At 55.7% G+C, this 22,332-nt stretch carries 25 protein-coding genes and 1 pseudogene; 12 read left to right on the forward strand and 14 right to left on the reverse strand.

Going from position 1 to position 22,332, the window contains the following annotated elements; all coding sequences use genetic code 11:
- The first annotated feature begins 2 nt into the window (after positions 1 to 2).
- Positions 3 to 605 carry a phenylacetic acid degradation protein PaaY gene (gene paaY / locus ACOTXF_RS16375; RefSeq protein ID WP_232926796.1) on the forward strand — a complete coding sequence of 201 codons (603 nt, stop codon included), beginning with the start codon at positions 3 to 5 and terminating at the stop codon, positions 603 to 605.
- Here paaY and ACOTXF_RS16380 read toward each other — a convergent pair.
- Entirely contained in the window at positions 508 to 1,779 is a 1,272-nt protein-coding gene (locus tag ACOTXF_RS16380; RefSeq protein WP_232926798.1) for a serine hydrolase domain-containing protein, read from the reverse strand. The genes paaY and ACOTXF_RS16380 overlap by 98 nt on opposite strands.
- Before the next feature lie 171 nt (positions 1,780 to 1,950).
- Between ACOTXF_RS16380 and ACOTXF_RS16385 the strand changes: the two genes are divergently transcribed.
- Together ACOTXF_RS16385 and ACOTXF_RS16390 are read left to right on the forward strand one after the other, a co-directional pair.
- Entirely contained in the window at positions 1,951 to 2,439 is a 489-nt protein-coding gene (locus ACOTXF_RS16385) for a DinB family protein (RefSeq protein WP_023292523.1), read from the forward strand.
- A 6-nt stretch (positions 2,440 to 2,445) separates the two neighbouring features.
- Positions 2,446 to 2,922: pseudogene (locus ACOTXF_RS16390) on the forward strand (glutathione peroxidase); the annotation flags it as partial.
- Positions 2,923 to 3,095: 173 nt separating this feature from the next.
- Here ACOTXF_RS16390 and ACOTXF_RS16395 read toward each other — a convergent pair.
- Entirely contained in the window at positions 3,096 to 3,557 is a 462-nt protein-coding gene (locus ACOTXF_RS16395; RefSeq protein WP_008502363.1) for a GNAT family N-acetyltransferase, read from the reverse strand.
- 63 nt (positions 3,558 to 3,620) lie between these two features.
- The gene (locus ACOTXF_RS16400) at positions 3,621 to 4,223 is read right to left on the reverse strand and encodes a helix-turn-helix domain-containing protein (protein ID WP_045335920.1); all 603 of its coding nucleotides are present in this window, start codon (positions 4,221 to 4,223) and stop codon (positions 3,621 to 3,623) included.
- A 43-nt stretch (positions 4,224 to 4,266) separates the two neighbouring features.
- Here ACOTXF_RS16400 and ACOTXF_RS16405 point away from each other — a divergent pair, with 43 nt between their 5' ends.
- Together ACOTXF_RS16405 and ACOTXF_RS16410 are read left to right on the forward strand one after the other, a co-directional pair.
- A complete protein-coding gene (locus tag ACOTXF_RS16405; protein WP_232926800.1) occupies positions 4,267 to 4,962 on the forward strand; it encodes a B3/4 domain-containing protein in 696 nt (231 codons plus the stop codon).
- Between the two features lie 21 nt (positions 4,963 to 4,983).
- Entirely contained in the window at positions 4,984 to 5,877 is an 894-nt protein-coding gene (locus ACOTXF_RS16410; protein ID WP_150319542.1) for a dihydrodipicolinate synthase family protein, read from the forward strand.
- A 45-nt stretch (positions 5,878 to 5,922) separates the two neighbouring features.
- Here the strand turns inward: ACOTXF_RS16410 and ACOTXF_RS16415 are convergent, their stop codons facing one another.
- The 3 genes from ACOTXF_RS16415 to ACOTXF_RS16425 form a co-directional block, all read right to left on the reverse strand.
- Complete coding sequence (locus ACOTXF_RS16415) at positions 5,923 to 6,360, reverse strand: VOC family protein (protein WP_150319541.1); 438 nt, start codon at positions 6,358 to 6,360, stop codon at positions 5,923 to 5,925.
- Between the two features lie 13 nt (positions 6,361 to 6,373).
- Positions 6,374 to 6,811, reverse strand: coding sequence for a VOC family protein (locus ACOTXF_RS16420; RefSeq protein WP_032651731.1), 438 nt, complete (start codon positions 6,809 to 6,811; stop codon positions 6,374 to 6,376).
- Between the two features lie 79 nt (positions 6,812 to 6,890).
- Complete coding sequence (locus ACOTXF_RS16425; protein ID WP_048962957.1) at positions 6,891 to 8,051, reverse strand: MFS transporter; 1,161 nt, start codon at positions 8,049 to 8,051, stop codon at positions 6,891 to 6,893.
- Positions 8,052 to 8,181: 130 nt separating this feature from the next.
- On the opposite strand from ACOTXF_RS16425, the gene ACOTXF_RS16430 reads away from it, so the two are divergent.
- Both ACOTXF_RS16430 and ACOTXF_RS16435 read left to right on the forward strand, forming a co-directional pair.
- On the forward strand, positions 8,182 to 8,718 hold the full coding sequence (locus ACOTXF_RS16430; RefSeq protein ID WP_045416109.1) for a MarR family winged helix-turn-helix transcriptional regulator: 537 nt from the start codon (positions 8,182 to 8,184) through the stop codon (positions 8,716 to 8,718).
- 24 nt (positions 8,719 to 8,742) lie between these two features.
- The gene (locus ACOTXF_RS16435; protein ID WP_021241350.1) at positions 8,743 to 9,666 is read left to right on the forward strand and encodes a LysR substrate-binding domain-containing protein; all 924 of its coding nucleotides are present in this window, start codon (positions 8,743 to 8,745) and stop codon (positions 9,664 to 9,666) included.
- Between the two features lie 47 nt (positions 9,667 to 9,713).
- Here the strand turns inward: ACOTXF_RS16435 and ACOTXF_RS16440 are convergent, their stop codons facing one another.
- On the reverse strand, positions 9,714 to 10,184 hold the full coding sequence (locus ACOTXF_RS16440) for a hypothetical protein (protein ID WP_232926802.1): 471 nt from the start codon (positions 10,182 to 10,184) through the stop codon (positions 9,714 to 9,716).
- A gap of 250 nt (positions 10,185 to 10,434) precedes the next feature.
- Here ACOTXF_RS16440 and ACOTXF_RS16445 point away from each other — a divergent pair, with 250 nt between their 5' ends.
- Positions 10,435 to 11,112 (forward strand): DUF1963 domain-containing protein, encoded by a 678-nt coding sequence (locus tag ACOTXF_RS16445; protein ID WP_232926804.1) that lies wholly within the window; start codon positions 10,435 to 10,437, stop codon positions 11,110 to 11,112.
- A 140-nt stretch (positions 11,113 to 11,252) separates the two neighbouring features.
- Positions 11,253 to 11,729: a WbuC family cupin fold metalloprotein gene (locus tag ACOTXF_RS16450; protein ID WP_045416103.1), complete on the forward strand. Its 477-nt coding sequence runs from the start codon at positions 11,253 to 11,255 to the stop codon at positions 11,727 to 11,729.
- Positions 11,730 to 11,794: 65 nt separating this feature from the next.
- On the opposite strand, the gene ACOTXF_RS16455 is transcribed toward ACOTXF_RS16450, so the two are convergent.
- Positions 11,795 to 12,337 carry a cysteine hydrolase family protein gene (locus tag ACOTXF_RS16455; RefSeq protein ID WP_048962954.1) on the reverse strand — a complete coding sequence of 181 codons (543 nt, stop codon included), beginning with the start codon at positions 12,335 to 12,337 and terminating at the stop codon, positions 11,795 to 11,797.
- A gap of 400 nt (positions 12,338 to 12,737) precedes the next feature.
- Here ACOTXF_RS16455 and ACOTXF_RS16460 point away from each other — a divergent pair, with 400 nt between their 5' ends.
- Positions 12,738 to 13,040 (forward strand): hypothetical protein, encoded by a 303-nt coding sequence (locus ACOTXF_RS16460; protein WP_048961976.1) that lies wholly within the window; start codon positions 12,738 to 12,740, stop codon positions 13,038 to 13,040.
- A gap of 114 nt (positions 13,041 to 13,154) precedes the next feature.
- On the opposite strand, the gene ACOTXF_RS16465 is transcribed toward ACOTXF_RS16460, so the two are convergent.
- From ACOTXF_RS16465 to ACOTXF_RS16490, 6 genes are all read right to left on the reverse strand, one after another.
- Positions 13,155 to 13,754 (reverse strand): NAD(P)H-dependent oxidoreductase, encoded by a 600-nt coding sequence (locus tag ACOTXF_RS16465; protein ID WP_023292508.1) that lies wholly within the window; start codon positions 13,752 to 13,754, stop codon positions 13,155 to 13,157.
- A gap of 74 nt (positions 13,755 to 13,828) precedes the next feature.
- The gene (locus ACOTXF_RS16470) at positions 13,829 to 14,422 is read right to left on the reverse strand and encodes a TetR/AcrR family transcriptional regulator (protein WP_008502347.1); all 594 of its coding nucleotides are present in this window, start codon (positions 14,420 to 14,422) and stop codon (positions 13,829 to 13,831) included.
- 34 nt (positions 14,423 to 14,456) lie between these two features.
- The gene (locus tag ACOTXF_RS16475) at positions 14,457 to 17,546 is read right to left on the reverse strand and encodes an efflux RND transporter permease subunit (RefSeq protein WP_232926806.1); all 3,090 of its coding nucleotides are present in this window, start codon (positions 17,544 to 17,546) and stop codon (positions 14,457 to 14,459) included.
- Positions 17,543 to 18,652, reverse strand: a complete 1,110-nt coding sequence (locus ACOTXF_RS16480) for an efflux RND transporter periplasmic adaptor subunit (protein WP_129344272.1) — start codon at positions 18,650 to 18,652, stop codon at positions 17,543 to 17,545. The genes ACOTXF_RS16475 and ACOTXF_RS16480 overlap by 4 nt, the downstream gene beginning before the upstream one ends.
- 74 nt (positions 18,653 to 18,726) lie before the next feature.
- Complete coding sequence (locus ACOTXF_RS16485; RefSeq protein ID WP_031275020.1) at positions 18,727 to 19,341, reverse strand: TetR/AcrR family transcriptional regulator; 615 nt, start codon at positions 19,339 to 19,341, stop codon at positions 18,727 to 18,729.
- 133 nt (positions 19,342 to 19,474) lie between these two features.
- Positions 19,475 to 20,386 carry a LysR family transcriptional regulator gene (locus ACOTXF_RS16490; RefSeq protein ID WP_234115311.1) on the reverse strand — a complete coding sequence of 304 codons (912 nt, stop codon included), beginning with the start codon at positions 20,384 to 20,386 and terminating at the stop codon, positions 19,475 to 19,477.
- Between the two features lie 99 nt (positions 20,387 to 20,485).
- On the opposite strand from ACOTXF_RS16490, the gene ACOTXF_RS16495 reads away from it, so the two are divergent.
- Both ACOTXF_RS16495 and ACOTXF_RS16500 read left to right on the forward strand, forming a co-directional pair.
- A complete protein-coding gene (locus ACOTXF_RS16495) occupies positions 20,486 to 21,601 on the forward strand; it encodes an alkene reductase (RefSeq protein ID WP_232926813.1) in 1,116 nt (371 codons plus the stop codon).
- Positions 21,598 to 22,317: an SDR family oxidoreductase gene (locus ACOTXF_RS16500; RefSeq protein ID WP_232926815.1), complete on the forward strand. Its 720-nt coding sequence runs from the start codon at positions 21,598 to 21,600 to the stop codon at positions 22,315 to 22,317. Before ACOTXF_RS16495 ends, ACOTXF_RS16500 begins: the two co-directional genes overlap by 4 nt.
- The last annotated feature ends 15 nt before the right edge of the window (positions 22,318 to 22,332 follow it).

Raw genomic sequence — 22,332 nt, forward strand, 5'->3', positions numbered from 1 at the left:
AGATGCCTGTTTACCAAATTGACGGCCTGACGCCGGTCGTGCCTGACGAGAGCTATGTTCACCCAACGGCGGTGCTCATTGGCGACGTGATTCTGGGCAAAGGCGTTTATGTCGGTCCCAATGCCAGCCTGCGCGGTGATTTTGGCCGTATCGTGGTGAAAGACGGGGCGAACATTCAGGATAACTGCGTGATGCACGGCTTCCCGGATCAGGACACCGTGGTGGAAGAGGACGGGCACATCGGCCACAGCGCCATTCTTCACGGCTGCGTGATCCGCCGCAATGCGCTGGTGGGCATGAACGCGGTAGTGATGGACGGGGCGGTCATTGGTGAAAACAGCATCGTCGGCGCGGCGGCGTTCGTGAAGGCCAAAGCGGAGATGCCTGCCAACCATTTGATCATCGGCAGCCCGGCCAGGGCGATCCGTGAGCTGAGCGAGCAGGAGCTGGCATGGAAGCAGCAGGGCACGCGGGAGTATCAGGTGCTGGTGGAGCGCTGCAAGCTCACTATGCACCAGGTCGAGCCGCTGCGCGAGGTTGAGTCTGAACGGAAACGGCTGACGTTTGACGAGAATTTGAGGCCGAAGTCGGCGAACCAGGGGTAAGGCCGTCTTTTTTCGCCATATCCATCAATAGCGCAATGCCAATGTAATTACTCCAGTTAAAGGTATTTTGCAGCACCACCACCGCATTGCCTTTTTCTTTGTCATAACCGATAAAGCTGGAGTAGCCGCCGATATAGCCGACCTGATAGGTGATTTTCTCCAGACCGATAAAGTCGGTGGTCCAGGCAATACCCTGTACTCCGTCAGGTCGTTGAATGTCGGTATCCCTGACTTCGGCAAAGACGCTGTCCAGTAAGCGATTGTGAGTCGTCGATACGTGATAGCGTGCATAGGCCGCCAGATCTTCAGCGTTGCTGTATAAGCTCGCTGCCGCCACCATGTTGTTGGAAAAATGCCAGTCCGGGGTGATTTGCCCGCGTGGGATAAATTTCGGCTGATCGCCCGCGTGGCCAAGCGCACGCTGGGGGTACCCTTTTAGCTGCCGGGGCGTAAAGCTGCTGTTAGCCATTTGCAGCGGACGGAAAATATAGCGCGAGGCTAAACTCTGGATATCTTCGCCGGTTTTGTGTTTCAGGATATAGCCGATCAGCGCGTAGCCGGTATTGGAGTATTGCGGCACTTTATTCTTTGGCGCTCGCCAGTCGGCGAGGTAGAGCAGCACGTTATCGCTATCCAGCTCACCGTAGAAATTATCGCCGGTGCTTAAGTAGCTGATGAATTTCCCAAGCATCGGAACATCCATATTCTGACGCGGCAGGCCGGAGGTGTGGGTTACCAGTTCAAGCAGGGTGATTTTTTGTGCATCCGCGCTAAGCGCCGTCCCCGGCGGAAGCAATGTCGCCAGGCTATCGTTCCAGTTCAGTTTCCCTTCATTCACCAGACAAGCCACTACTTCTGCCGTGATCCCTTTGCTGATCGAGCCGAGCGCAAACAGGGTGTCGGGCCTGACCGGATAGCGATTGACCGCATCGGTTACGCCCCAGGTGTAAAACTGCGGTGAGCCGTGATTATGGATCACCGCGACCGTCATCCCGGGAACGGATTTTTGCGCTATGTAGTGACGCACCACGCTGTCAACGTCGCCATCCAGCGAATCATGAGTGAGAAGTTCCTGAGTACCTTCCGGGGAGGAAATTTGCGAGAGCGTGCCACAACCGCTGAGGAGTGGCAGAGTAAGCAGAAGCCAGTGAATTTTTTTTGTTATGTTCTGCATACCTGATAGCGAGTGTGGTGGTCATTGACGCGCCAGGAATGTATCACAAATAGCCTGCCGTGAGGGAATTTTTCGGGTAGCAGAATCACCTCTGTGTGTTGCCGGAAGTGGAAGTGATACCGGCCTGATAAAGTTGTTGATATGATAATTTTTTGTTAATCCGGAGGGGCGATGGACACAGGCACGATTGTCACGTTATTCAAATTCAAACGCTGGGCAGATACAGAAACCTTACAAGCAATACAGAGGGTCGATACTTCCGCAAATGCTGAAAAGCACCATCTGATGCTCAGACTTATGAACCATGTTTATGTCGTGGATATGATTTTCAGGGCAAATATTACTGGTCAAACGCATCAATACACCGCGTTGAATACGCCGGAAACGCCGTCTGCAGACGAGCTTCTGAAAAAGATGACTGAATGCACTGACTGGTATATTACGCACGCAGGCTCAATGGACGTGCCCGGACTTTCTGAAATCATCAAATTCCGTTTTGTCGATGGCGGATATGGCGAAATGAAAGCGGCGGATATGCTCAACCATGTACTGTTTCACGGTACCTATCATCGAGGCGCTGTGGGATGGATGCTTTCAGAAACGGGTGTAACTCCTCCAAAGGATGTGCTAACCGTTTTTCTAAGAGATCATAATCACTAATATGACCCATTTTATGAACTTAGCGCCACCCGTCTGGATGGGCAGCTTATCTCTATGGCCGACTATGCGGGTAAGGTGATTCTGGTTGTTAATACGGCCAGCCAGTGCGGCTTTACGCCCCAGTATGCGGGGCTTGAAGCACTGTACAAAAAATACGCCGATCAAGGGCTGGTGGTGCTTGGCTTCCCCTGCAACCAGTTCGGTAAGCAGGAACCCGGCGGTGCCGACGACATCTCAAAGACCTGTTACATTAACTACGGCGTCAGCTTTCCCATGTTCGAGAAAGTCGAGGTCAACGGTGCCGCAGCACATCCGATTTTTCGTTATCTGAAAGACGAATTGCCCGGCGTGCTGGGTGGGCGGATCAAGTGGAACTTTACCAAGTTCCTTGTCGGGCGTGACGGTAAACCCCTCAAGCGCTTTGCACCGATGACTACGCCCGAGAAAATGGAGGGGGCAATTGTTGCAGCACTGGGAAGGTGAGTGTTTTTTGTCGCCAGAGCCATCCGTTTGTTGGGGATAGCCGATATTCGGATGTCCGCTCTGTGCCAGAAGCGGATGTCGTAAGATTCGTTCGGCTAAAAGAGCAAATTCTTCTGCATCAGAGTGACAGGCCCTGCGGATTCACATTTATCATTACTCTCTGCAAAGTACTTTTATTTTTGCCCGGGGTTACGATAAATATCGGGTCGATTGATTTGCCAGACAAAATCTGGTCGGTTCAATGGGTTATACCCCAGCTTCTGGTATAACCATGGCGCGCTGTCGGTTACCAGCATTATCCGTCGCAGACGTGACAACAATGGATGGGCATGACAGCATTCAATCAGCCAACGTCCAAGACCACTTTTCTGATAATCGTTCAGCACGTAGACGTCACACAAATAACCAAAAGTGGCATAGTCTGTGACCAGACGGGCGAAGCCGATTTGTCTTGTTCCATCCAGGAGCGCGAAACAAAGGCTGTTCTGGATTGATATCCTGACCGTTTCAGCATCAATACCAGGAGCCCAGGACGATTGCGAGAGGTAATCGTGAATGGCTTCTAGCTGAAAAAAGCTGGGATCGGTTGTGACAATAAATTTGTCTTTGGTAAAACGCAGATGCTGATTATTCACCGAACTCCTCCTTTTGGGCTACTTGTGATGAGGCACAGGGCTGTCCTCTATGCCGGGGAATGCTCAGGATGCTTTTTCATGTACTGTCATGATAAATACCAGCGTGTTCTCCCCCTGGTTTTCATAGAAATGAGGAACGTCCGTTCTGGCGGTTGCCGAACAGCCAGTATTTACCCGATACACGTGTTCCTGTACGCCGAGTGTGAGCGTGCCCGACTGCACATAAAACAGTTCAAGCGTACCTTCCGTGTGGCCGGGGGAGGCAAACTTTTCCCCCGGCTGCATTTCCCACATCCAGAGCTCGGTCATATCAGGGCCACCTGACCCTGCGAGCAATCTTGCTCTCCCGCCTTTTTCACCTTCCCACAATTCTGGGATCTCATCTTCAGCAATGAGATGCACGGTCGGTTTTGAACTGACATCCACAAAGTCAGCCACCGAAACCCCCATTGCGGCAGCCAGGCGGCATAACAGGGCAATGCTGGGATTCGCCCGGCATCCCTCTATCTCAACCAGCGCTCCCTTGCTGACGCCTGCCCGACGGGAGAGTTCATCGAGGGATATCTTCTTATGCTTACGATAGAGTTTAATTCGCTGAGATACGGCTTCATTCACAGTGTTGACGATAGCGTTTGCATCGGTCATTAAATTGACTTTTTTGGTCATTGGTCATTATCATGGAATAAATTGGTCATTACAGGATTATCACGTGCTAACAGTATCTCCGTCAATTACCCCTGAAATTTATCGTATTGCTCCCGGTTTTCGTGCACTGAGCATTTGCGTAAAAGCTGCGCCAGTGCTTAATCCCGACATTGGGGAAACGGCGCTGCGTGAAGCCTGTGAAGCCGTTCTGGCCGGTGAACCAGATTGGGCGGACTCTCATCTGGCGGCATGGGCCGACGTTTTTCAAAAGTTTGGTGCTAAACCTAAACGCACCCCTTGCTCAGCAGATGCGTTACGCAAGCGCGTGTTACGTGACGGAACGATGCCAGCGCTCGATCCTATCGTTGATCTTTATAATGCCGTTAGTCTCCGCTATGCCGTTCCGGTTGGTGGAGAGAATCTCTCTGCCTATCAGGGGGCGCCGAGTCTGACTGTGGCAAAAGGAACAGAGCCTTTTGATACCGTCAAAGAGGGAGAGGCCACCGTTGAGTATCCTTCACAAGGCGAGGTTATCTGGTGTGATGATATCGGCGTGACCTGCCGTCGCTGGAACTGGCGACAGGGGATCAGAACCCGCTTAGGCGTGGAAGCTCAGCAAATGTGGTTCATTCTGGAGAGTCTCCCGCAGATGCCGCTGGATAGACTTCACGAAGCCGGGAAGATGCTGACCGACGGCCTGGAAAAAATGATGCCCGGTCTGTGGTTTGAAGTTGCTCTCATCGAAGAACAACAGCTGTAATACCCTTCAGGAGAAAGAGTTATGTTTACCGGTTTGTCGGCGTTTCCATTAACCCCAGTCACTGCCCGCGGCGTGGATGAAAAGGGTTTTAGCCATATTCTTTCCCGTCTTACAGACGCTCGGGTTGATTCTATGGGCATCCTGGGGTCAACCGGAAGCTACGCCTATCTGACCCGGGAGCAGCGCAAGCGCGTAGCAACGTTGGCTAAACAGCATGCAGGGAACATCCCCGTTATGGTGTGTGTGGGAGCGGTCAGTACCGATGCCATTCTGCATCTGGCAGAGGATGCACAGGCAGCTGGTGCGAATGCGCTGTTACTCCCGGCGGTCAGCTACCAGCCACTCCGTGACGAAGAAGTCTTTTCACTCTTTGAGACCGTTACCCGGCACGTGTCTGTACCGGTGTGTATCTATGATAATCCGGGCACTACGCATTTTACCTTTACGGATGAACTTCACGGTCGTCTCTCCTCACTTGAGGGGGTTCGCTCGGTCAAGATCCCTGGCGTCCCGGATAGCCCCGCTGCAGCGATTGAACGGGTGAATGCGTTACGTCAACATTTGCGCCCTGGCGTAACAATCGGTATTAGTGGCGACGCTTATGCGGGGCTGGGATTAAACGCCGGTTGTGAAGTCTGGTATTCCGTGTGTGGCGGTCTGTTCCCTGAGATGGCGAAACAAATCACCGAAGCTGCGGCGGCAAACGATCGTCAACGCGTTACAGCCCTGACAACCCGCCTTGAGCCGTTGTGGTCGCTCTTCCGGAAACATGGCGGAAGTATTCGCGTTATTGCCGCTGCGGCTGGCGTGCTTGGGCTTACCGACATGGATTGCCTGCCGCGACCTCTGCAACCGTTGTCAGCTGGCGATATCGCGGATATTGCCCATGTAATAAGCACGCTGGAGCTGAAGTGATCTCCGCAGGACTGGGTGTCTACCGGTCCTTACCGCAAAATTTTATTATTGAAGTGACTCTTCTTCGCCTGATAGCTTATCTGCATCAGGAGAATAATGCTGGCAAACGCACGCCAGTTTATGCCCGTCAGGATCGCGCAGATAGGCAACATAAAAATCGGGGCCGTAGGCGGTTCGTGTACCGGGCACGCCTTCATCCTTCCCTCCCGCACGAAGGCCCGCTGCATGGAAACGTCTGACAATTTCCGCGTTATCGGCTCTGAATGCGAACATTGTCCCGTTTCCCGCCGTCGCGGGGTGCTGGTCAAAAGGAGGACAAATGCAGAAGCTAAATTCGTCATCCGGATGATTTTCGTTTCCCCACATTGCCCAGCTATCAGTCCAGGCGGGCAGACGTGAATAGCCCAGCACGTTAAAAATAGCGTCATAAAAGTTCACGGCGCGCTGAAAGTCATTTGTCCCTATCGTGATATAAGCCAGCACCTTATAACATCCTCTATCCACGCAGCCACGGCGTAATCGTTAGTCCGGTCAGCAAACCTTCCGGGCTGAGCAGGCGAGTGACGGTTTGCCCCCACGGTTCCGTGCGGTTGGCGACCAACAAGCGATAGCCTTTTTCACTCAGAACACGGGTAGCGGAATCGAGATCCTGCACCTCGTATTCAATCCATCCCTGCGGTATCGGATGCTCCACGGGCCACTGCGCTTCACCAAAACAGGACGTTGCCGCCTGTGACAGCGGCCAGACGGCAAAATGCTTCACGCCCGGTAAGCGTCCCTCTTCAGTGAGCAGATAATCGGCATTGCCCTCCATCGGCTTCAGCGGCAGACCGAGTGTCTGGATATAAAACGCGGTGCTGGACGCTGTATCCTGTGAAATGGGCCCGAACCCGGCGACGAACATGACATCAATTCCCGGTAACGTTTGCGACATATCCACTCCTTAATAGCCTGAAATGATGGAATTTAGCGTAGAGCTGTCTGAAATACGACTCTCATTTCTGGTACCGCATTCACCGCGCCTGCACGTTCACGGCGGGTTTGAAAGTGAACGCGATAGCGATCAACAGCACGACTCCCGCACTCATCACCAGCCAGGCGCTGGTCAGCGAGACCGAACTGTCGCGAACGATCCCGGCAACTAGCGGCATGAGCGCGGCGATCATATATCCTCCTCCCTGAACTTTAGACAGTAACTTCCCGGCCTGCGCGGGCGTTCGCGCATGATCGAACGTGACGATAAGCGACAGCGGGAAGAGGGCGCCGATACCGATGCCAAGCAGCAAGGTTGATAAGACCGGCGTCGTACCTGGAGAGAAGACCAGACACAGTAATCCCGCCAGCAGCAGTAACAGTACAGTTATCAGCGGAACACGGCGGTCGGGGAATTTACCGATCAGCGCGGAGACGGCAAACCCGGCGGCCACCTCGGTTAAGGTCAGCCAGGCCAGCATATAGCCGCTGCTGCGTGCAGACCATCCTGCCTGAATATAGAGCGGGGGCAGCCAGGCTAAGACCAGCGTGTAGGCGCCCGTCCCCACGCCAAAAAAGAGCAGAAGGAGTCCAGTCCGGGAGGAAGAGAGCGTAACGGATTCATGTGCTGTTTGTTCCCCTTGAGGCTGCTTAACCAGGGGTAACCACAGCATCAGCGCCAGCAGCGCAAGCACGCCTGCCATAGCCAGCGCGGGCTTCAGCGTGAGCCATGAAAACAGCGGCTCGGCGCTGGCGGCGGCGACTGCCGCACCGGCCATAATGCCCGTGCTGAATAGCGACATGATCGTGCTGGCCGTTTGCGTATACGCCTTTTTTATCAGGGCAGGCATTAACGCCTGGATAGTGCCGATGCTGGCCCCGCCCAGTAACGCGGTGCCCATCAAACCCGTCAGCGAGGTGCTAAAACCGCGTAATGAACAGGCTACCAGCAGGATGAACAGCCCGAGCATAATTCCCCTGACGGCACCGATCCTGGCTAAAAGCCAGGGGCCACACAGGGCAGCCAGTCCCATCATCGCCACCGGCAGGGTGGTCAGCAGGCTGAATTGCGTTGCGGTCAGCCCTGCTTCGCGCTGCAGCACGGAGAACAGGGGGCCAACCGAGGCCAGAATGGGGCGCAGATTCAGCCCGACGATAAAAGCGATAATAGCGAAGAGTAACGGTGACGTGCGTTTCAACATGGCATCCTTTTCGGGTGTGAATGGCCCGGGCAAATTGCCGCGAGCATTTATCTTAACGTTAAGATAAAATCTGTTTTAGTGTAAGATGTACCGCACAACTCGATAAATTCCCACGCCATACGGGGTGAAGATGAAAGACCATGTAGACTTCGTTGTCGGCCAGTGGAGCCGCGCCATGCCCGAGCTGGACGCCTCGTCCATGAAAATTTTTGGCCGAATGCTCAGGCTGATGAAGCACCTGGGAAAAGAACGCGCGCTGGCTATGGCGCCGTTTGGCTTTCGCGAGGGCGAGTTTGACGTCCTCGCCACGCTGCGCCGCGCCGGGGAGCCGTACTGCCTTTCGCCCACGCAGCTGTATACATCCCTGTTGATCACCTCAGGGGCGATGACGAACCGGCTCAACCATCTCGAACAGCAAGGCCTTATCAGGCGGATTGCCGATCCCGACGACAAGCGCAGCTCGCTCGTCAGCCTGACGCTGCACGGGCAGGAGCGTATCGAACAGGCGCTGCTCGTGCACACGGAAACGCAAAATGCGCTGCTGAGAAACCTCTCTGAGGCGCAACGCGCGCAGCTTGAGTCCCTGCTCAGGGTGCTGCTGCTGACGTTTCCGGCCGAGGAATGGGATGAAACGTCACCGAGTGCCGATAATACAAAAACAGCATGATTACACCTGACAAAAAGGGAACATATGTCTTTACCGCCACTGTATGCGCTGCGCGCGTTCGAAGTTGCCGCACGGCTGAACTCCTTTAGCAAAGCGGCTGAAGTCCTGAACATCACGCCGGGGGCGGTCAGCAGGCATGTCCGGACGCTTGAGATGTGGTTTGACTGCGAGCTGTTTAAGCGGCAGGGTCCGAGAGTGGAGGTCAGCGACGCCGGGCGCATTCTGGCAGGGCAGCTTAGCGAAAGTTTCTCGAATATTGAGTGGGCCTGTCGCGCATTCAAAAGTGAAAACCACCTTCTGCGCCTCAAAGCCCCCAGCACCCTGACGATGCGATGGCTCCTCAATGTGCTTAAATCCTTTCGCGAGAACCACGCGAAGCCGAAAATCGAAATCGCCAGCGTCTGGATGGACTTCGACACCGTTGACTTCAGCCGCGAGCCCTACGATTGTGCGATCCTCCTCGGGAACGGCTATTTTGGCGAGTCAACGGAGAGCCGGCTGCTGTTCAGCGAATGGCTTATTCCGGTTTGTACGCCGTCTTTGCTGGAGCCTGCCCGGCATCGGCTTCCAGAGTGCGATCTTATTCATCCGTCACCGGACAGACGGGACTGGAAGCGCTGGCTGAAAAGGACGGGCTTATTCCCCGGCCTCGACATGGGCGGCGGGATCGTGTTCGACACCCTGGAGCAGGGAAGCCTTGCGGCCATGCACGGACACGGCGTAGCGATGGCGGATCTCCGGCTCACGCTCGACGCGCTGAAAAGCGGCCTGCTCGCGCTGCCCTTCAGGGAGGCGATAGCAACAGGGGACGGTTACTACCTTGTCTGGCCCAAAAATTCGCTCAGAGGACAGAGTATTGAACGGTTGCTGGCCTGGCTTAACCTTAATGCGCCAGTGGTGCCCTCTTTGGATATTGTCTGTCTTGATTTCAATGAAAAGCGGATTTAATAAATAGCGGAATATTAACAGGGAAATATTCCGCACAGTGAACGTATTTATGCGTAGGGAATATTTGCCATCTTTTTATATCTTTCCGGCAGGGCGCTGTTCAGGTTGAGTAATTTATCCAGTATAAAAAACGCAGGCGTTCCCTTTGCGCGTTCAGCTTCGATCAGCGCAGAACGTAACAGATTGGTAGCCGATGTCATATCACGGAAGTACTCCTCAGATTCAGGCGTCTGAGCTTCGCCTGAAGCGGCGTAACGCACCCGGGGCCAGTCTGCGAAGTCCAGAACCGGAAGGATCCCGTCGTCTTTGGGCAAATGCGCAGAGAGCAACTCTTCGGCGTTACCCGGATTGCTTTGGGCGAAAGACAGAAGATGCAGTCGATGAATAAAGGGCGAAAGGACCTCAGCGCTATCGTTTTCTGACGAAAGTAACGTTATTAACGCATGTATATTTTCACCCGCGATGTTTTTTTCAGGTGAGATCTTTTTCATTAGATGAAATAAAACATCGAGTGTCATACGTACTCCATAGGCATGCAGGTGTATTTATTTTTTGAATTGCGTTCTCTATTCCAGGTCAGGAAGAGGCAGGGAATGAAGGGATGGTATTTCAATGTGATTACGTTTGAAAAACGAGAAATAGTGGGAATCAATGTGAGTTTTACTCAACATAGGTTTTATTATTCAATGAGATTCTCCAGATGTGATGATTAACTTATAATGAACAGCAGAATATCTATCCGACAAGCGTCTACAGAGGCGAGCAAACATGAGATTAGAGAGTGCGTCAGTTTTAGAAGAACTCCGGACCAGGCTAAGACCCGCATCGGTCGGGCAGGTCGGTGGGTTCCGGCCGCCTGAAGATCCCATTACGTCATGGTTTCTGAAGGGCGTTTCTCGCGCAGATGAAGGATTACCCACCTGGAAGGGCAAACCCATGTTTCCACTTCTTCAGATCAGGGTCGACGAGCTTCCTGTTATTCCTGACCAGTTGAAGGGCATAGCCCTTCTGGTGTTGTTTCACAATGTGGAACAACATCCCTTTGACGAACCGCACGGTGAAGGATGGTTAATTCGCGAGTATGCCAGCCTCGAAGAGCCTCAGCCATTGCCTGAACTGGACACGCCGTATCGGCCGTTTCCAGTTCAATGGCTGCGTGTCATTGACGATGCTCCTGGATGGGAAGATGCCTGGGATATTATTGATCTCTCTTGCGTAAATGATGATGAGCAGGCCAGTGATAGTTTTTTTGAAGATTTCAACCGCTACAGGGGAACCAAGGTAGGGGGATTTCCGACTGAGATACAACACGGTGTGGGAATCGAAGAGTTTGTTTTTCAGGTTGGGTCAGAAGAAAAAGTTAACTGGATGTGGGCGGATAACGGTATCGGTTACTTTCACCGGTCATCAGAAGGGGAATGGCGGTTTTCATGTCAGTTCTACTGATGAGCTTCCTGCCGGGGGATTGACCACTCGCCCGGCAGCGATTTGTTTCACAAATCCCATCGCTCCTCGACCGTTCAGGATGGTATAACGTCCTGCGGCAACCGGGTTGCCGCAGACAGCCCACATACCTAAAGGTGTATATGAAACAGATTACTTTTAGTGACCTGCAGCAGCAAAGCGAGCAGGCCGCACATTCTCCTCGCTTACGCGCGCACCGTAATTTACACCCTGACCTGAGCGACCCGGTGCAGCGCCTGGCCATTGCAATGGAACCCGGTACCTATGTCCGGCCCCACCGCCATCCGCACACGTTTGAACTGCTGACGGCGCTGAGCGGCCGCTTTCTGGTGCTGAATTTTGACGACAGCGGCAACGTGACCCGGCGCGTGGTGTTAGGCGAAGAGTGTAAAGTCCTGGAGATGGATGCCGGAACCTGGCATGCCGTACTGTCGCTGGATAAAGGCGGCGTCATTTTTGAGGTTAAACACGGGGCGTATCAGCCCGTGCCCGAGCATGATACCGCCCCATGGTCACCGGCAGAAAACAAGCCCGGCACCGAGAAGCTGATGCAATGGTACGCTCAGGCACAGGTGGGTGACGGTGGTTTTACCCTGTAATTATTCTCTTATGTGCCCGGCGCGCGGAAAGGCGAGCCGGGTAAAGAGATAAACGCTCACCTGAGTCAACTCACCGTACTAAAAAGCCAGTCACGAGCAGTCGACAGCGTCACAAACGGGCCTGCCAGCGTGTTGTTGTGATGGGCAATAATGTCGCTGGCGGATAAACAGTCATTATCCATTGTGGTATGCGCATCTGAAATTAATACCGTCCTGAAACCCAGCTCCGGCGCGGCCCGACAGGTCGTATCGACGCAAAACTCTGTTTTCATCCCGGCAATGACCAGCTGTTTGATGCCTCTCTGATTAAGTTCACGCAGCAATACCGTATCCCGAAAACAGCTGGGATAGCGCTTGGTGAAAACAACGTCCTGCTCCTTCACGTCCAGTTCAGGTATCAGCTGTGTTAACGGCCCCTTTTCTGAGAAGGGGGAGTCGTCCGGCCCAATATGGCGGGCAAAAAAGACGGGCACCTGCGCGTCTCGGGCGTTGGCGATTAACAAGCGGATATTGGCCAGAACGGCATCGGCGGAGCGAGGGGAAACCGGGTACCGAAAGAGGCCCTGCTGCATGTCGATAATCAAGAGAGCATTGTCAGATGAAACCATTTTCTTTCTCCATTCAGAGGGTGGTGAACGGAGAGAGATTTCCCCGTCCATGTCGGCGGGGATTGAGGTTCTGTTTGTCAGTCGTTCACTACAGATACGCTCGCACCGCCGAAGGTTCCGGTGGTGGTGAGGGTGGTTGTTGGCTGAACTGACGTAAACATGTTATGACCTTCGCTGATATATCTTTTAAATCATATCCGGACGAGCCGTTAAACTTTAAAAATTTGCTGCCGATAGTTCTTTTCAATACCATCAATATGCATGTAAAGATGAACAAAATCATATCAGCATATTTGGTAGTTGCGTATTTGTCGGCTCGACTTATTGCACAATCCAACTGTGCGAGAGACTGGATAAAAACCGTTGTGTTTCGATAAAAAATCACAAAAAGGATGTGCGTATGTTGAAAAGATTAGTCGCGGGGCAGATGAGCTTACCGATGACTTTCTGGGGAGGGGGAATTTGCGGTAATTTTCTACTGGGTCTCATTGGGCTTGCTGGAGTACAGACCGGTCACCCGGCCATGGTGCCGCTTTCCTATATACTTAAAGCCATTCTGTTCAGTGCTGTACTTTCCGGCATAACTTTCATTTTGCGTCGAAAAATCACGGTATTGGGTGGGATCGCGTTTTTTATTATTTTGATTCAGGTGATTATGAGTGTAGTGATGACGATAGGCCTTTTCTCGTTATTTTTTGAATAATCACAAGAAAGAGCGTTCCGGTTTGCCAGCAGGATCCCTGACGGTTAGTAACATCGAGAACTCGTGCCTCCTTATGGCGAAGGAGGCACGCCGTTGCTGGCTGGATAGCCGATATTATTTTAGGTTGCCGATCTCGCTCAGGAATTCGTCAACCTGCTCGGGCGTCGCCGTGTCTGCCTGGTAAAGGATATCGAGCTTAACGTTCTTCAACCCGCAGAAGCCAAATACCCCTTCGATGATTTGCGTCTGAATCGCCGTCGAGTAGCCGTGTTTGTCGAACCCGGTAAGATCGCTCCCGCCAGTGGCAATCAGGCGGACGGGAACATCCCTTAAGTTGCCCACAATCCGGCCGTCGTCGGCCACCTTATACGCCCAGTTCAGGGTTAACACGCGATCGAACCAGCCTTTCAACAGCGCGGGAACCGACCACCAGTACACCGGGAAGACGAATACCAGCATATCCGCGCGCTCGACGCGCTGCTGCTCGCGCAGAATATCGTCGGGGAGGGCGCTTGGATCGCCGTGATACAAATCGAGATCGGCGCGGGTCATCGACGGATTAAACCCTTCAGCATGCAGATCGGCGATCTCAACCTGCGTACCTTCCTCGCGTAATTTCCCGGCAATACGAGCTGCCAGCGTATGGGATAACGAATTGTCGATCGGGTGTGCCGTCACGATCAGCGCGTTTTTAATGGCATGTGTTGCAGACATAGCGACCTCCAGATGGGGGAGAAGTGATGCCTATATTACTATTGGTAACTTGGGTGTCAATCCGCCCCCGGCGATCATTTTGTGCTATTCGCGTAGGTCTCCAGCACCCCGGTCATGGCGCCGCAGAGCATATCTTCTGCCACATTTCGGGCGAGCACGCCGTTGCCCGCCGCGGTGCTGAGCGCCTCCGCCGCGCCAATGATGGCCGTCAGTACCGCTTCTCCCTGAACGCCTTTTAAGACGATAAAAGGCGAAAGCGCGGTGCGCAGGCAGTCGGCACATTCGGCCACGCACGCTTCCCGAAACGTCTGCAGCGCGCGAGAACCGGACAGCGCCGCGGCGATTGGCCCGGTTTCAGGCCCGGCGGCAATCGCACAGTCGATATAGGCCGCGCTGAAAAAGCGGATCGTCTTCTCCAGCGTTTTGCTGTCCACCGCCAGCGTCTCGCGGAATTTTGCCAGCTGCCGATCGCTATAATCCTGGTACAGCGCCATCAATAGCCCTTCACGATCGCCAAAGTGGTCGTAGGGGATGGGCTTGGTCACGTTAGCCCGTTCTGCCAGATAGCCAAGGGTCAACGCCTCCGTGCCTTGCTGACGCACGATTCCACGCGCAACCTCCAGCAGCTGCACGCGGCGGTCCTCTTTTCTTAAGCGCTTAACAACCATGCTTGCCTCAGGTCAGTTATCTACTGATGGTAGTTTACACGTTTTCCGTGGCAGGCTGCACGCGTTGTTCAACCGGGCGGATCCGGAACCAGATCGCATACATCGCGGGCAGGAAGACGAGGGTAATGATCGTCCCGCCCAGCGTTCCGCCGATCAGCGTCCAGGCCAGCGTGCCCCAGAACACTGAATGCGTCAGGGGAATGAACGCCAGCACGGCCGCCATGGCGGTGAGTAAGACCGGCCGCGCTCGCTGGACCGTCGCCTCGACCACCGCCTGGAACGGATCGAGGCCGTCCTTCTGGTTATGATCGATTTGACCGATCAGGATCAGCGTATTGCGCATCAGAATGCCGGAGAGGGCGATCAGGCCGACCAGCGCGTTGATGCCAAACGGCTGATTAAATATCAGCAGGGTCGGCACGACGCCAATCAGCCCCAGCGGCGCGGTTAAGAACACCATGACCATCGCGGAGAGTGAGCGCACCTGCAAAATGATGATCAGCAGCGTCAAGGCAATCATGATCGGGAACAGCGGTAACATGGCCTGCGTGGCTTTGCCCGACTCCTCAATCGACCCCGCCATGTCAATGCGGTAGCCGGCCGGCAGCGAATCAACGATCGGCTGGAGCTCTTTCATGATGGCGACCGACACGTCCGGCGGCTGAAGATTGTCGGCGATATCGCCCCGTACGGTAATCGTGGGGGTGCGATCGCGGCGGCGCAGGATCGGGTCTTCCATGCCGACCTCTATCTTGCCAATTTGAGACAGCGGCACGCGCTGTCCCGCATTGCCGACCAGGGTAAAGCCTTCGATTTTTGCCGGGTCAAGGCGGATATCTCCCGCCGCGCGTGCAACGACGTCTACCGATCGAATATCTTCCCGCACGGAGGTGACAGGCACGCCGGAGAGCAGGAACTGAAGCTGCCCGGCAACGGCGCTGGAGGTTAAGCCGGTCGCCTGCAGGCGGTTCTGATCGAGAGTGAAATGGAGCACCGGAACGCGCGAGCCCCAGTCGGTGTTAACGGTTCGCATCATCGGGCTTGCCTGAAGCACGGCTTTCACCCGTTCGGCGATGTCCTGCACCTGTTTGACGTCCGGCCCCGACACGCGCCAGGCAACCGGGAAAGGCGAGTAGGGGCCAAACACCAGCTGCGTCACCCGCACGCGGGCTTCGGACGCAAGGCCGCTGGCGACGGCCTCCCTGAGCCTGAACTTGAGCGCCTCGCGTGACGTCTCGCTGTCCGTCAGGATCACGATTTTCGCAAAAGAGGGATCAGGCAGCTCGGGGGCCATTGCCAGATAGAAACGGGGCGAGCCCTGACCAATATAGGCCGTGACGATTTTGGCTTCCGGCTGCTTGCCCAGCCACGCTTCTATTTTTGCGGTAGCGGCGCTGGTTTGCGCAACCGAGGTGCCATAGGGCATCTGCACTTCAACCAGCACTTCCGGGCGATCGGAGGTCGGGAAGAACTGTTTTTTTACCAGCCCCATGCCAAGCACGGCCAGAATGAAAATGGCGACCACGGATCCGGCCACGCGCCATTTTCTGGCGATAACGCGGCCAAGCAGCTGGCGAAAACGGTTATAGCGAGGCGTGTTATAGATGGCAGCATGGCCGCCTTCCACTTTGGGGATCGCCGGCAGGATCTTCACTCCAAGATACGGTGTGAACACCACCGCCACAAACCATGAGGCAATCAGGGTGAGGCCGACAATCCAGAACATATTGCTGGTGTATTCCCCGGCGGTCGACTGGGCAAAACCATTCGGCATAAAGCCAATGGCCGTCACCAGGGTACCGGCCAGCATCGGCGCGGCGGTGTGGCTCCAGGCGTAGGCCGAGGCTTTGATTCTGTCGTAACCTTCCTCCATCTTCACCACCATCATTTCGATGGCGATAATGGCATCGTCAACCAGCAGACCGAGGGCGAGGATCAGAGAGCCCAGCGTGACGCGGTCAAAGTTTATTCCCGCGGCTTCCATCACCACGAAAACGACCGCCAGCGTCAGCGGTACCGCCGCCGCAACCACCACCCCCACGCGCCAGCCCATGCTGACAAAACAGACCACCATGACCACAAGCAGGGCGACGAAGAATTTGATCATAAACTCATCGACCGAGGAGCGGATATTCACGGACTGGTCGGTGACTTTGGTCAGGGTCATGCCAAGCGGCAGGCTATCGTTGATTTTCGCCGTCTCCGCATCCAGCGCTTTACCCAGCGCCAGGCCGTTCCAGCCCTCACGCATGACAACGCCCAGCAGCAGGGCGGGTTCATGCTGATTGCGTATCAGCATCGTCGGGGGATCTTCGTAGCCTCGTTCAACCGTTGCCACATCCGACAGCGTGAGCGTTTTGCCCTGGGCGACTAAAGGCGTATCGCGGATTTTCTGCAGTTCATCGAACGCGCCGTCCAGGCGGATAAAAATCTGCGCGCCCCGGGTCTCAATGGCGCCCGCCGCGGCCAGGGCATTCTGGCCGTTGAGAGCATTGAAAATATCCTGCGGTGAGAGGCCCATCGTCGCCAGACGGTCATGGGAGAAGGCGATATAAATCCGCTCGGCCTGTTCACCGATGATGTTCACTTTTTTGACCCCTGGAACGTGCAGAAGCTGCTGGCGCAGGCCTTCGGCATCGCGTACCAGCTGCCGCTGCGGTTCGCCTTTTGCTTTCAGAGCAAAGAGGGCAAAGGTGACATCCGAGAATTCGTCATTGATCATCGGGCCGATGACGCCCGCCGGGAGACGCTGGGATTCATCCCCAAGCTTTTTACGCGCCTGATAGAACTCCTCCTGCACTTCAGAAGGCGGGGTTTTGTCCTGCAGTGACAAGGTGATATAGGCCATGCCGGGGCGGGTGTAGGTTTCCGTACGGTCATACCACTTGAGTTCCTGCAGGCGCTTTTCCAGCGGTTCGGCCACCTGATCCTGCATCTCCTGCGCGGTTGCGCCCGGCCAGACGGCAATCGCCGTCATCTGCTTCACGGTGAAGGGCGGATCTTCCGCGCGTCCCAGTCCAAAAAAGGCGTAAATACCGGCAATCGTCACCAGAACGATCAGAAACAGCGTGACGGAACGCTCGCGGACGGCCAGCGCTGACAGGTTGAAGTGGCTTTGGCTCATGGCGCGTTCTCCGCCGGAGCGGCATGGCGCTGTTCTGCCAGCCTGACAACTTCACCTTCGTGCAGAAGATGGGCGCCTAACGCAACAATCTTCTCCCCGGGCTTCACGCCGCCCGCGATCTGGACCGCATCTTCACCCACGCTCAGCACCTTAACCGGCGTCCATATGACCTTTGCCGGCTGGGCGGAAATGCGCCAGACGCCGGGCCCTTTACCCGCATCGTAGAGTGAGGCCAGCGGGACCTGCATGGCCTGACCTTCCGCTTTCGGGTCTTCAAGGCTGAGCGTGACGGTTGCCCCCAGCGGCGCGTTCGCCAGCTGGCCTGCCAGCACGTAGCGTGCTTCATACGTCCGGGTTGCGGCATCCGCGGAATCAGACAGCAGGCGCAACGTGGCGGTGACCGGGTGCTGTTCACGGCCATAAAGCGTGGCCCGTGCTTCGCTGCCGACGGCAGGGCGCAGCGTCTCCGGAAGCTGCACGAGCGCTTCGCGCTGTCCCGCTCTGGCAAGGCGGATCGCCACCTGTCCGGCGCTGACCACCTGACCGGGTTCGGCAAGCGTCTCCATCACCACGCCGTCTGAATCCGCCAGCAGGACGGCATAGCCCGTGGCGTTTTGCGCCACGTTGGCCTGCGCCCGGGCGGCGCTGAGATCCGCCCTGGCCGTATCGGCCGCCGCTTTAATCTGATCGTACTCCGCGGCGGACACCGCGCCGGACGCCACCAGACCGCGATAACGCGCCTCATCGCTGGTGGCTTTTCTCGCCCGCGCCTGGGCAGCATCCACCGCGCGCTGCTGCGCCTGAGCCTGTAATTTCAGGTCAACCGGATCCAGACGCAGTAAGGGCTGGCCCTGTTTGACGGTCTGCCCGGTATCCACCAGGCGTTCGAGGATTTTACCCTGAACCCTGAAGCCCAGGTCGCTTTGCGTTCTTGCCACCACCACGCCCGTAAAGGTGCGAGCGGCTGGATTCGCCCTCTCGACGGAGGCGGATCTGACAAGCGGAGGCCTGGTGCGCGGATCGTCACTCGCGGAAATATCGCCGCATGCCGCGAGGGCAAACGGCAGAAGACATATGGCAAGGCGGGCTGAAGTGAGCCTGAGCATGGGAAACCCTTTTGAAGTAACAGGACAGTTTCCGCATTCTGTGATTAGTGACCAATAAAGTCAATGGTCACTAATCAGGGGGCCAGGCTTCTTAAAATCAGTGAGGAGAGAAGTACCGCCGCCGTTGGGGCAGTTTCAAGGTTGTACTGCAGCTGAACGGGGTTAATGTAAGGGCACATCACCATGTAAACGGCACAGGTGACCTCGTCCAGCGGCGTCTTCCTCTCGAACTCTCCAGCCTGTCTGCCTTCGATAATGATGCTCTCAATCAGCTTCAGGAGGCTTTCGGTATACCTTTCCGTCGAAGGCCACTTCTCCCGTGACGCGACGGCGGCGATGTCGTAGAGCTTGCGATCGTGGAAAAACAGCTCGCTGCCGGCCTCGGTGAGCGACTTAAAAAGACGGCGGAGTTTTTCGCTGGCTGACGGCGCATCCTCAATGGCGGAAAGCACGGCCGCCATGATCAGCTCCAGGCGGTTAGCGCAGATCACTTCGCCGATAGCCTGCTTGGAATCGAAGAACTTATAAATGTAGGATTTTGAAAAACCGATAGATTTCGCCAGCTCGGCGACGGTGGTTTTTTCATAGCCGTAATGGCCGAAGTGCTCAAAGGCCGCTTCGACGATTTGCTCTCTGACAGAATGGTCAAGTGGACCACGTATTGATGGGGCGTTCATAGTTTTAGTCATTATGTAAGCTTAGCGTGACGAGCCAGGGTTGGCAACGAGTGACCATTTTGTACTTTGGTTACTGTTGTGCTGTCTTACGTCGTGAAGACGGGACAATCGGCCAGGTGGAGTAAGTGTATCACTGTTTTTTACGTTAATGTTTTTTAAGCCAGTCGAGAAAAAACTGGCTAAACGCCGTAACCTGAAGCGACTGCAGCTTGCGCTGCGGGTAAACAAACTGCAGCCCGACATCTTTGCGATCGTAGCGGCTAAAGCCGGTGAAGCTGTCGGCAAACAGCACCGTGAGTCTTCCGGCGTCAACGTCGTCTTTGACGTCCCACCACGATTTCCCGGCGATGCCCGCTCCGCCCAGGGCCCACTGACGAAGCAATGCCCCGTCGTCGCACACCATGGCGGGCTCGACGCGAACAACGCTTTCCTCTCCCTCATGTTCAAAGCGCCATTCGTTCATCACCACGCCCTGAGACTCCAGCGCCAGGCACCGGTGCCAGGCTAGATCGGCAAACGTGGCGGGGATACCGTGGTCGTTAAGATACGCCCCGGAGGCAACCAGCACCCGACGGTTCGGGCGGATGTTTCTGACGACAAGGCTGCTGTCCGGCAAATTGCCGAAGCGCACGCTCATATCCAGCCGGTTAGCGACCAGATCCTCAACGTGTTCTTTTAGCGAGATGTAAAATTTGACGGCAGGATGGTGACGCGAAAATTCAATGACGGCAGGGCTGAGATACTGTCTGCCAAAGTCCGAGGGCGCGGAAAGGCGAATATTGCCGCTGAGCACGCCCTCTTTTTGCGTCAGCAGCGACTCGGCGTGCTGCACCTCTTCCAGCACGCGCAGCGCGGCGTGATAAAACTCTTCCCCTGCGCGGGTCAGGGTGAGGGATCGCGTTGAGCGATGAAACAGGCGCGTCTGGTAACGCTCCTCAATTGCCTTCAGCCTGGCGGTCATCGTGGCAGGAGAAAGCGACAGGCGTCGTCCGGCGGCGGAAAGACTTCCGGCCTCGGCGACTTCCACCAGTAAGGCCATGTCTTCGAGTTTACCCATTATTCATCTTTTCCGAAAAGTGCATCTGTTTTTAGCGTAATTATCAAAATCAGATGCGGACTGTAAAGTGATTTCATCCAAACCATAAGGGATGAAAACATGAAACCTGCTTCACTCTTTGAACGCTACAGGCTGGGGTCGCTGGACCTGAAAAATCGTATCGTCATGGCGCCGATGACCCGAGCGCGCTCCCTTCAGCCGGGCAACATTCCCTCCGCGCTGATGGCGGAGTATTACCGGCAGCGGGCCAGCGCGGGGTTAATCATCACCGAAGCCACGCAAATCTCGCCTCAGGGTCAGGGATACTCCTGGACGCCCGGCATCCATTCGCCGGAGCAGGTTTCAGGATGGCAGCTCACGACGGGGGCCGTACATCAGGCGGACGGGGTCATTTTTTCTCAGCTCTGGCACGTTGGGCGAATGTCGCACGCCAGTTTTCACCAGGACGGTCAGCCCGTCGCCCCGTCAGCGCTGGCCCCGGACGCGCAGGTGTGGGTGGTGAATGAGCGTGGAGAAGGCCAGATGGTTGACTGCCCGCAGCCGAGAACGCTCTCACGCAAGGACATTCAGAACATCGTCGCGGACTATCGCCAGGCCGCTTTGAATGCCGTTCAGGCCGGGTTTGATGGCGTGGAGGTCCACGGCGGAAACGGCTATCTGATCGACCAGTTCCTGCGCCAAACCTCCAACAAACGCACGGACGAGTACGGCGGTACGGTGGCTAACCGGATCCGCTTCGCCCAGGACGTGTTAAGCGCGATTGCCGAGGCGATTGGTCACGAACGTACGGGCATTCGTCTTTCGCCGTTTATTACCCAGCGCGGGATGAACGACCCGCAGGTCTCTGAAGCCATACTCGCGCTTGCGGCCTGGTGCGAACAAAAAGGGATTGCGTTTATCCACCTGGCGGAAGCCGACTGGGACGACGCGCCGCAGATTCCTGAGCATTTCCGTCAATCGCTTCGCGAGACCTTCAGCGGCACCCTGTTCGTCGCGGGTAACTATGACCTTTCCAAAGCCGAAGAAATTCTGGCGGCGGGCTATGCCGATTTGATTGCCTTCGGACGACCGTTTATTGCCAACCCGGATTTACCTCACCGGCTGGCGCACCGCTTGCCCCTGGCCCAGGTGCGCGACCCCGCCACGCTGTTTGGCGGCACCGCCACGGGCTATACCGATTACTCAACGTACACCCAGCAGGAGGAAACTTTATGACCCGTAAAACCTTAATTATCGGCGGCGCTTCCGGCATTGGTTTCGCCGTGGGCACCCTGCTTGCCGGGCGCGGCGAGGAGATTATGCTTGCGGGACGCGATAGCGCGAAACTGGACGCTGCACGGCAACGACTGGGCGCTCATGCCGCGTCTGTTAGCACTCTCGTGCTCGATATCAGCCGTGAGGAAGAGCTTGTTGCGCTCAGTGAAACGCTGGGCGAGGTCAATAATATTGTCGTCACGGCGGGTTCACAGGCGCCGGGCGGGCTGCTTTCCGGACTGGATCTCCGTGCGGCAAGACAGGCCTTTGATACAAAATTCTGGGGAAGCCTGAATGTCGCCCGCCATCTCAGCGGGAACATCGCTCCCCGCGGTACGCTGACCTTCACCAGCGGGTTTGTGGCGCGCCGCACCGTGGCGGGCGCCATCGTAAAAACAACGATGAATGCCGCCATTGAGGCCGCGACAAAGGTACTGGCGAAAGAGTTTTCCCCGCTGCGCGTCAACGTCGTGAGTCCGGGGCTGACCGACACGGAAGCGTATGCGGGGATGGACGCCGCCGCGCGGGAAAAAATGCTCGCAGGCGCGGCGGAAACCCTGCCAGCCAAAGCCTGGGGAAGGGCGCAGGACATCGCACAAGGGTATCTTTTCGCCATGGACAATCCGTTTGTCACCGGGTCGGTCATTGATATTGAGGGCGGGGCGTTAATTAACTGACCCCTCATTAATGTG

Source organism: Enterobacter cloacae complex sp. IR53041, from assembly GCF_049238285.1.
In the GTDB taxonomy this organism is placed as follows: Bacteria; Pseudomonadota; Gammaproteobacteria; order Enterobacterales; family Enterobacteriaceae; genus Enterobacter; species Enterobacter roggenkampii.

What these genes read in the sequence shown, in the direction of transcription:
- ACOTXF_RS16490 (WP_234115311.1), bottom strand. Translation starts at nt 20,386, where the DNA reads ATGGGTAAACTCGAAGACATGGCCTTACTGGTGGAAGTCGCCGAGGCC.
- ACOTXF_RS16425 (WP_048962957.1), bottom strand. Translation starts at nt 8,051, where the DNA reads ATGTTGAAACGCACGTCACCGTTACTCTTCGCTATTATCGCTTTTATC.
- ACOTXF_RS16485 (WP_031275020.1), bottom strand. Translation starts at nt 19,341, where the DNA reads ATGACTAAAACTATGAACGCCCCATCAATACGTGGTCCACTTGACCAT.
- ACOTXF_RS16500 (WP_232926815.1), top strand. Translation starts at nt 21,598, where the DNA reads ATGACCCGTAAAACCTTAATTATCGGCGGCGCTTCCGGCATTGGTTTC.
- ACOTXF_RS16385 (WP_023292523.1), top strand. Translation starts at nt 1,951, where the DNA reads ATGGACACAGGCACGATTGTCACGTTATTCAAATTCAAACGCTGGGCA.
- ACOTXF_RS16420 (WP_032651731.1), bottom strand. Translation starts at nt 6,811, where the DNA reads ATGTCGCAAACGTTACCGGGAATTGATGTCATGTTCGTCGCCGGGTTC.
- ACOTXF_RS16410 (WP_150319542.1), top strand. Translation starts at nt 4,984, where the DNA reads ATGTTTACCGGTTTGTCGGCGTTTCCATTAACCCCAGTCACTGCCCGC.
- ACOTXF_RS16400 (WP_045335920.1), bottom strand. Translation starts at nt 4,223, where the DNA reads ATGACCAAAAAAGTCAATTTAATGACCGATGCAAACGCTATCGTCAAC.
- ACOTXF_RS16430 (WP_045416109.1), top strand. Translation starts at nt 8,182, where the DNA reads ATGAAAGACCATGTAGACTTCGTTGTCGGCCAGTGGAGCCGCGCCATG.
- ACOTXF_RS16475 (WP_232926806.1), bottom strand. Translation starts at nt 17,546, where the DNA reads ATGAGCCAAAGCCACTTCAACCTGTCAGCGCTGGCCGTCCGCGAGCGT.
- ACOTXF_RS16445 (WP_232926804.1), top strand. Translation starts at nt 10,435, where the DNA reads ATGAGATTAGAGAGTGCGTCAGTTTTAGAAGAACTCCGGACCAGGCTA.
- ACOTXF_RS16435 (WP_021241350.1), top strand. Translation starts at nt 8,743, where the DNA reads ATGTCTTTACCGCCACTGTATGCGCTGCGCGCGTTCGAAGTTGCCGCA.
- ACOTXF_RS16455 (WP_048962954.1), bottom strand. Translation starts at nt 12,337, where the DNA reads ATGGTTTCATCTGACAATGCTCTCTTGATTATCGACATGCAGCAGGGC.
- paaY (WP_232926796.1), top strand. Translation starts at nt 3, where the DNA reads ATGCCTGTTTACCAAATTGACGGCCTGACGCCGGTCGTGCCTGACGAG.
- ACOTXF_RS16495 (WP_232926813.1), top strand. Translation starts at nt 20,486, where the DNA reads ATGAAACCTGCTTCACTCTTTGAACGCTACAGGCTGGGGTCGCTGGAC.
- ACOTXF_RS16465 (WP_023292508.1), bottom strand. Translation starts at nt 13,754, where the DNA reads ATGTCTGCAACACATGCCATTAAAAACGCGCTGATCGTGACGGCACAC.
- ACOTXF_RS16380 (WP_232926798.1), bottom strand. Translation starts at nt 1,779, where the DNA reads ATGCAGAACATAACAAAAAAAATTCACTGGCTTCTGCTTACTCTGCCA.
- ACOTXF_RS16450 (WP_045416103.1), top strand. Translation starts at nt 11,253, where the DNA reads ATGAAACAGATTACTTTTAGTGACCTGCAGCAGCAAAGCGAGCAGGCC.
- ACOTXF_RS16440 (WP_232926802.1), bottom strand. Translation starts at nt 10,184, where the DNA reads ATGACACTCGATGTTTTATTTCATCTAATGAAAAAGATCTCACCTGAA.
- ACOTXF_RS16460 (WP_048961976.1), top strand. Translation starts at nt 12,738, where the DNA reads ATGTTGAAAAGATTAGTCGCGGGGCAGATGAGCTTACCGATGACTTTC.
- ACOTXF_RS16480 (WP_129344272.1), bottom strand. Translation starts at nt 18,652, where the DNA reads ATGCTCAGGCTCACTTCAGCCCGCCTTGCCATATGTCTTCTGCCGTTT.
- ACOTXF_RS16470 (WP_008502347.1), bottom strand. Translation starts at nt 14,422, where the DNA reads ATGGTTGTTAAGCGCTTAAGAAAAGAGGACCGCCGCGTGCAGCTGCTG.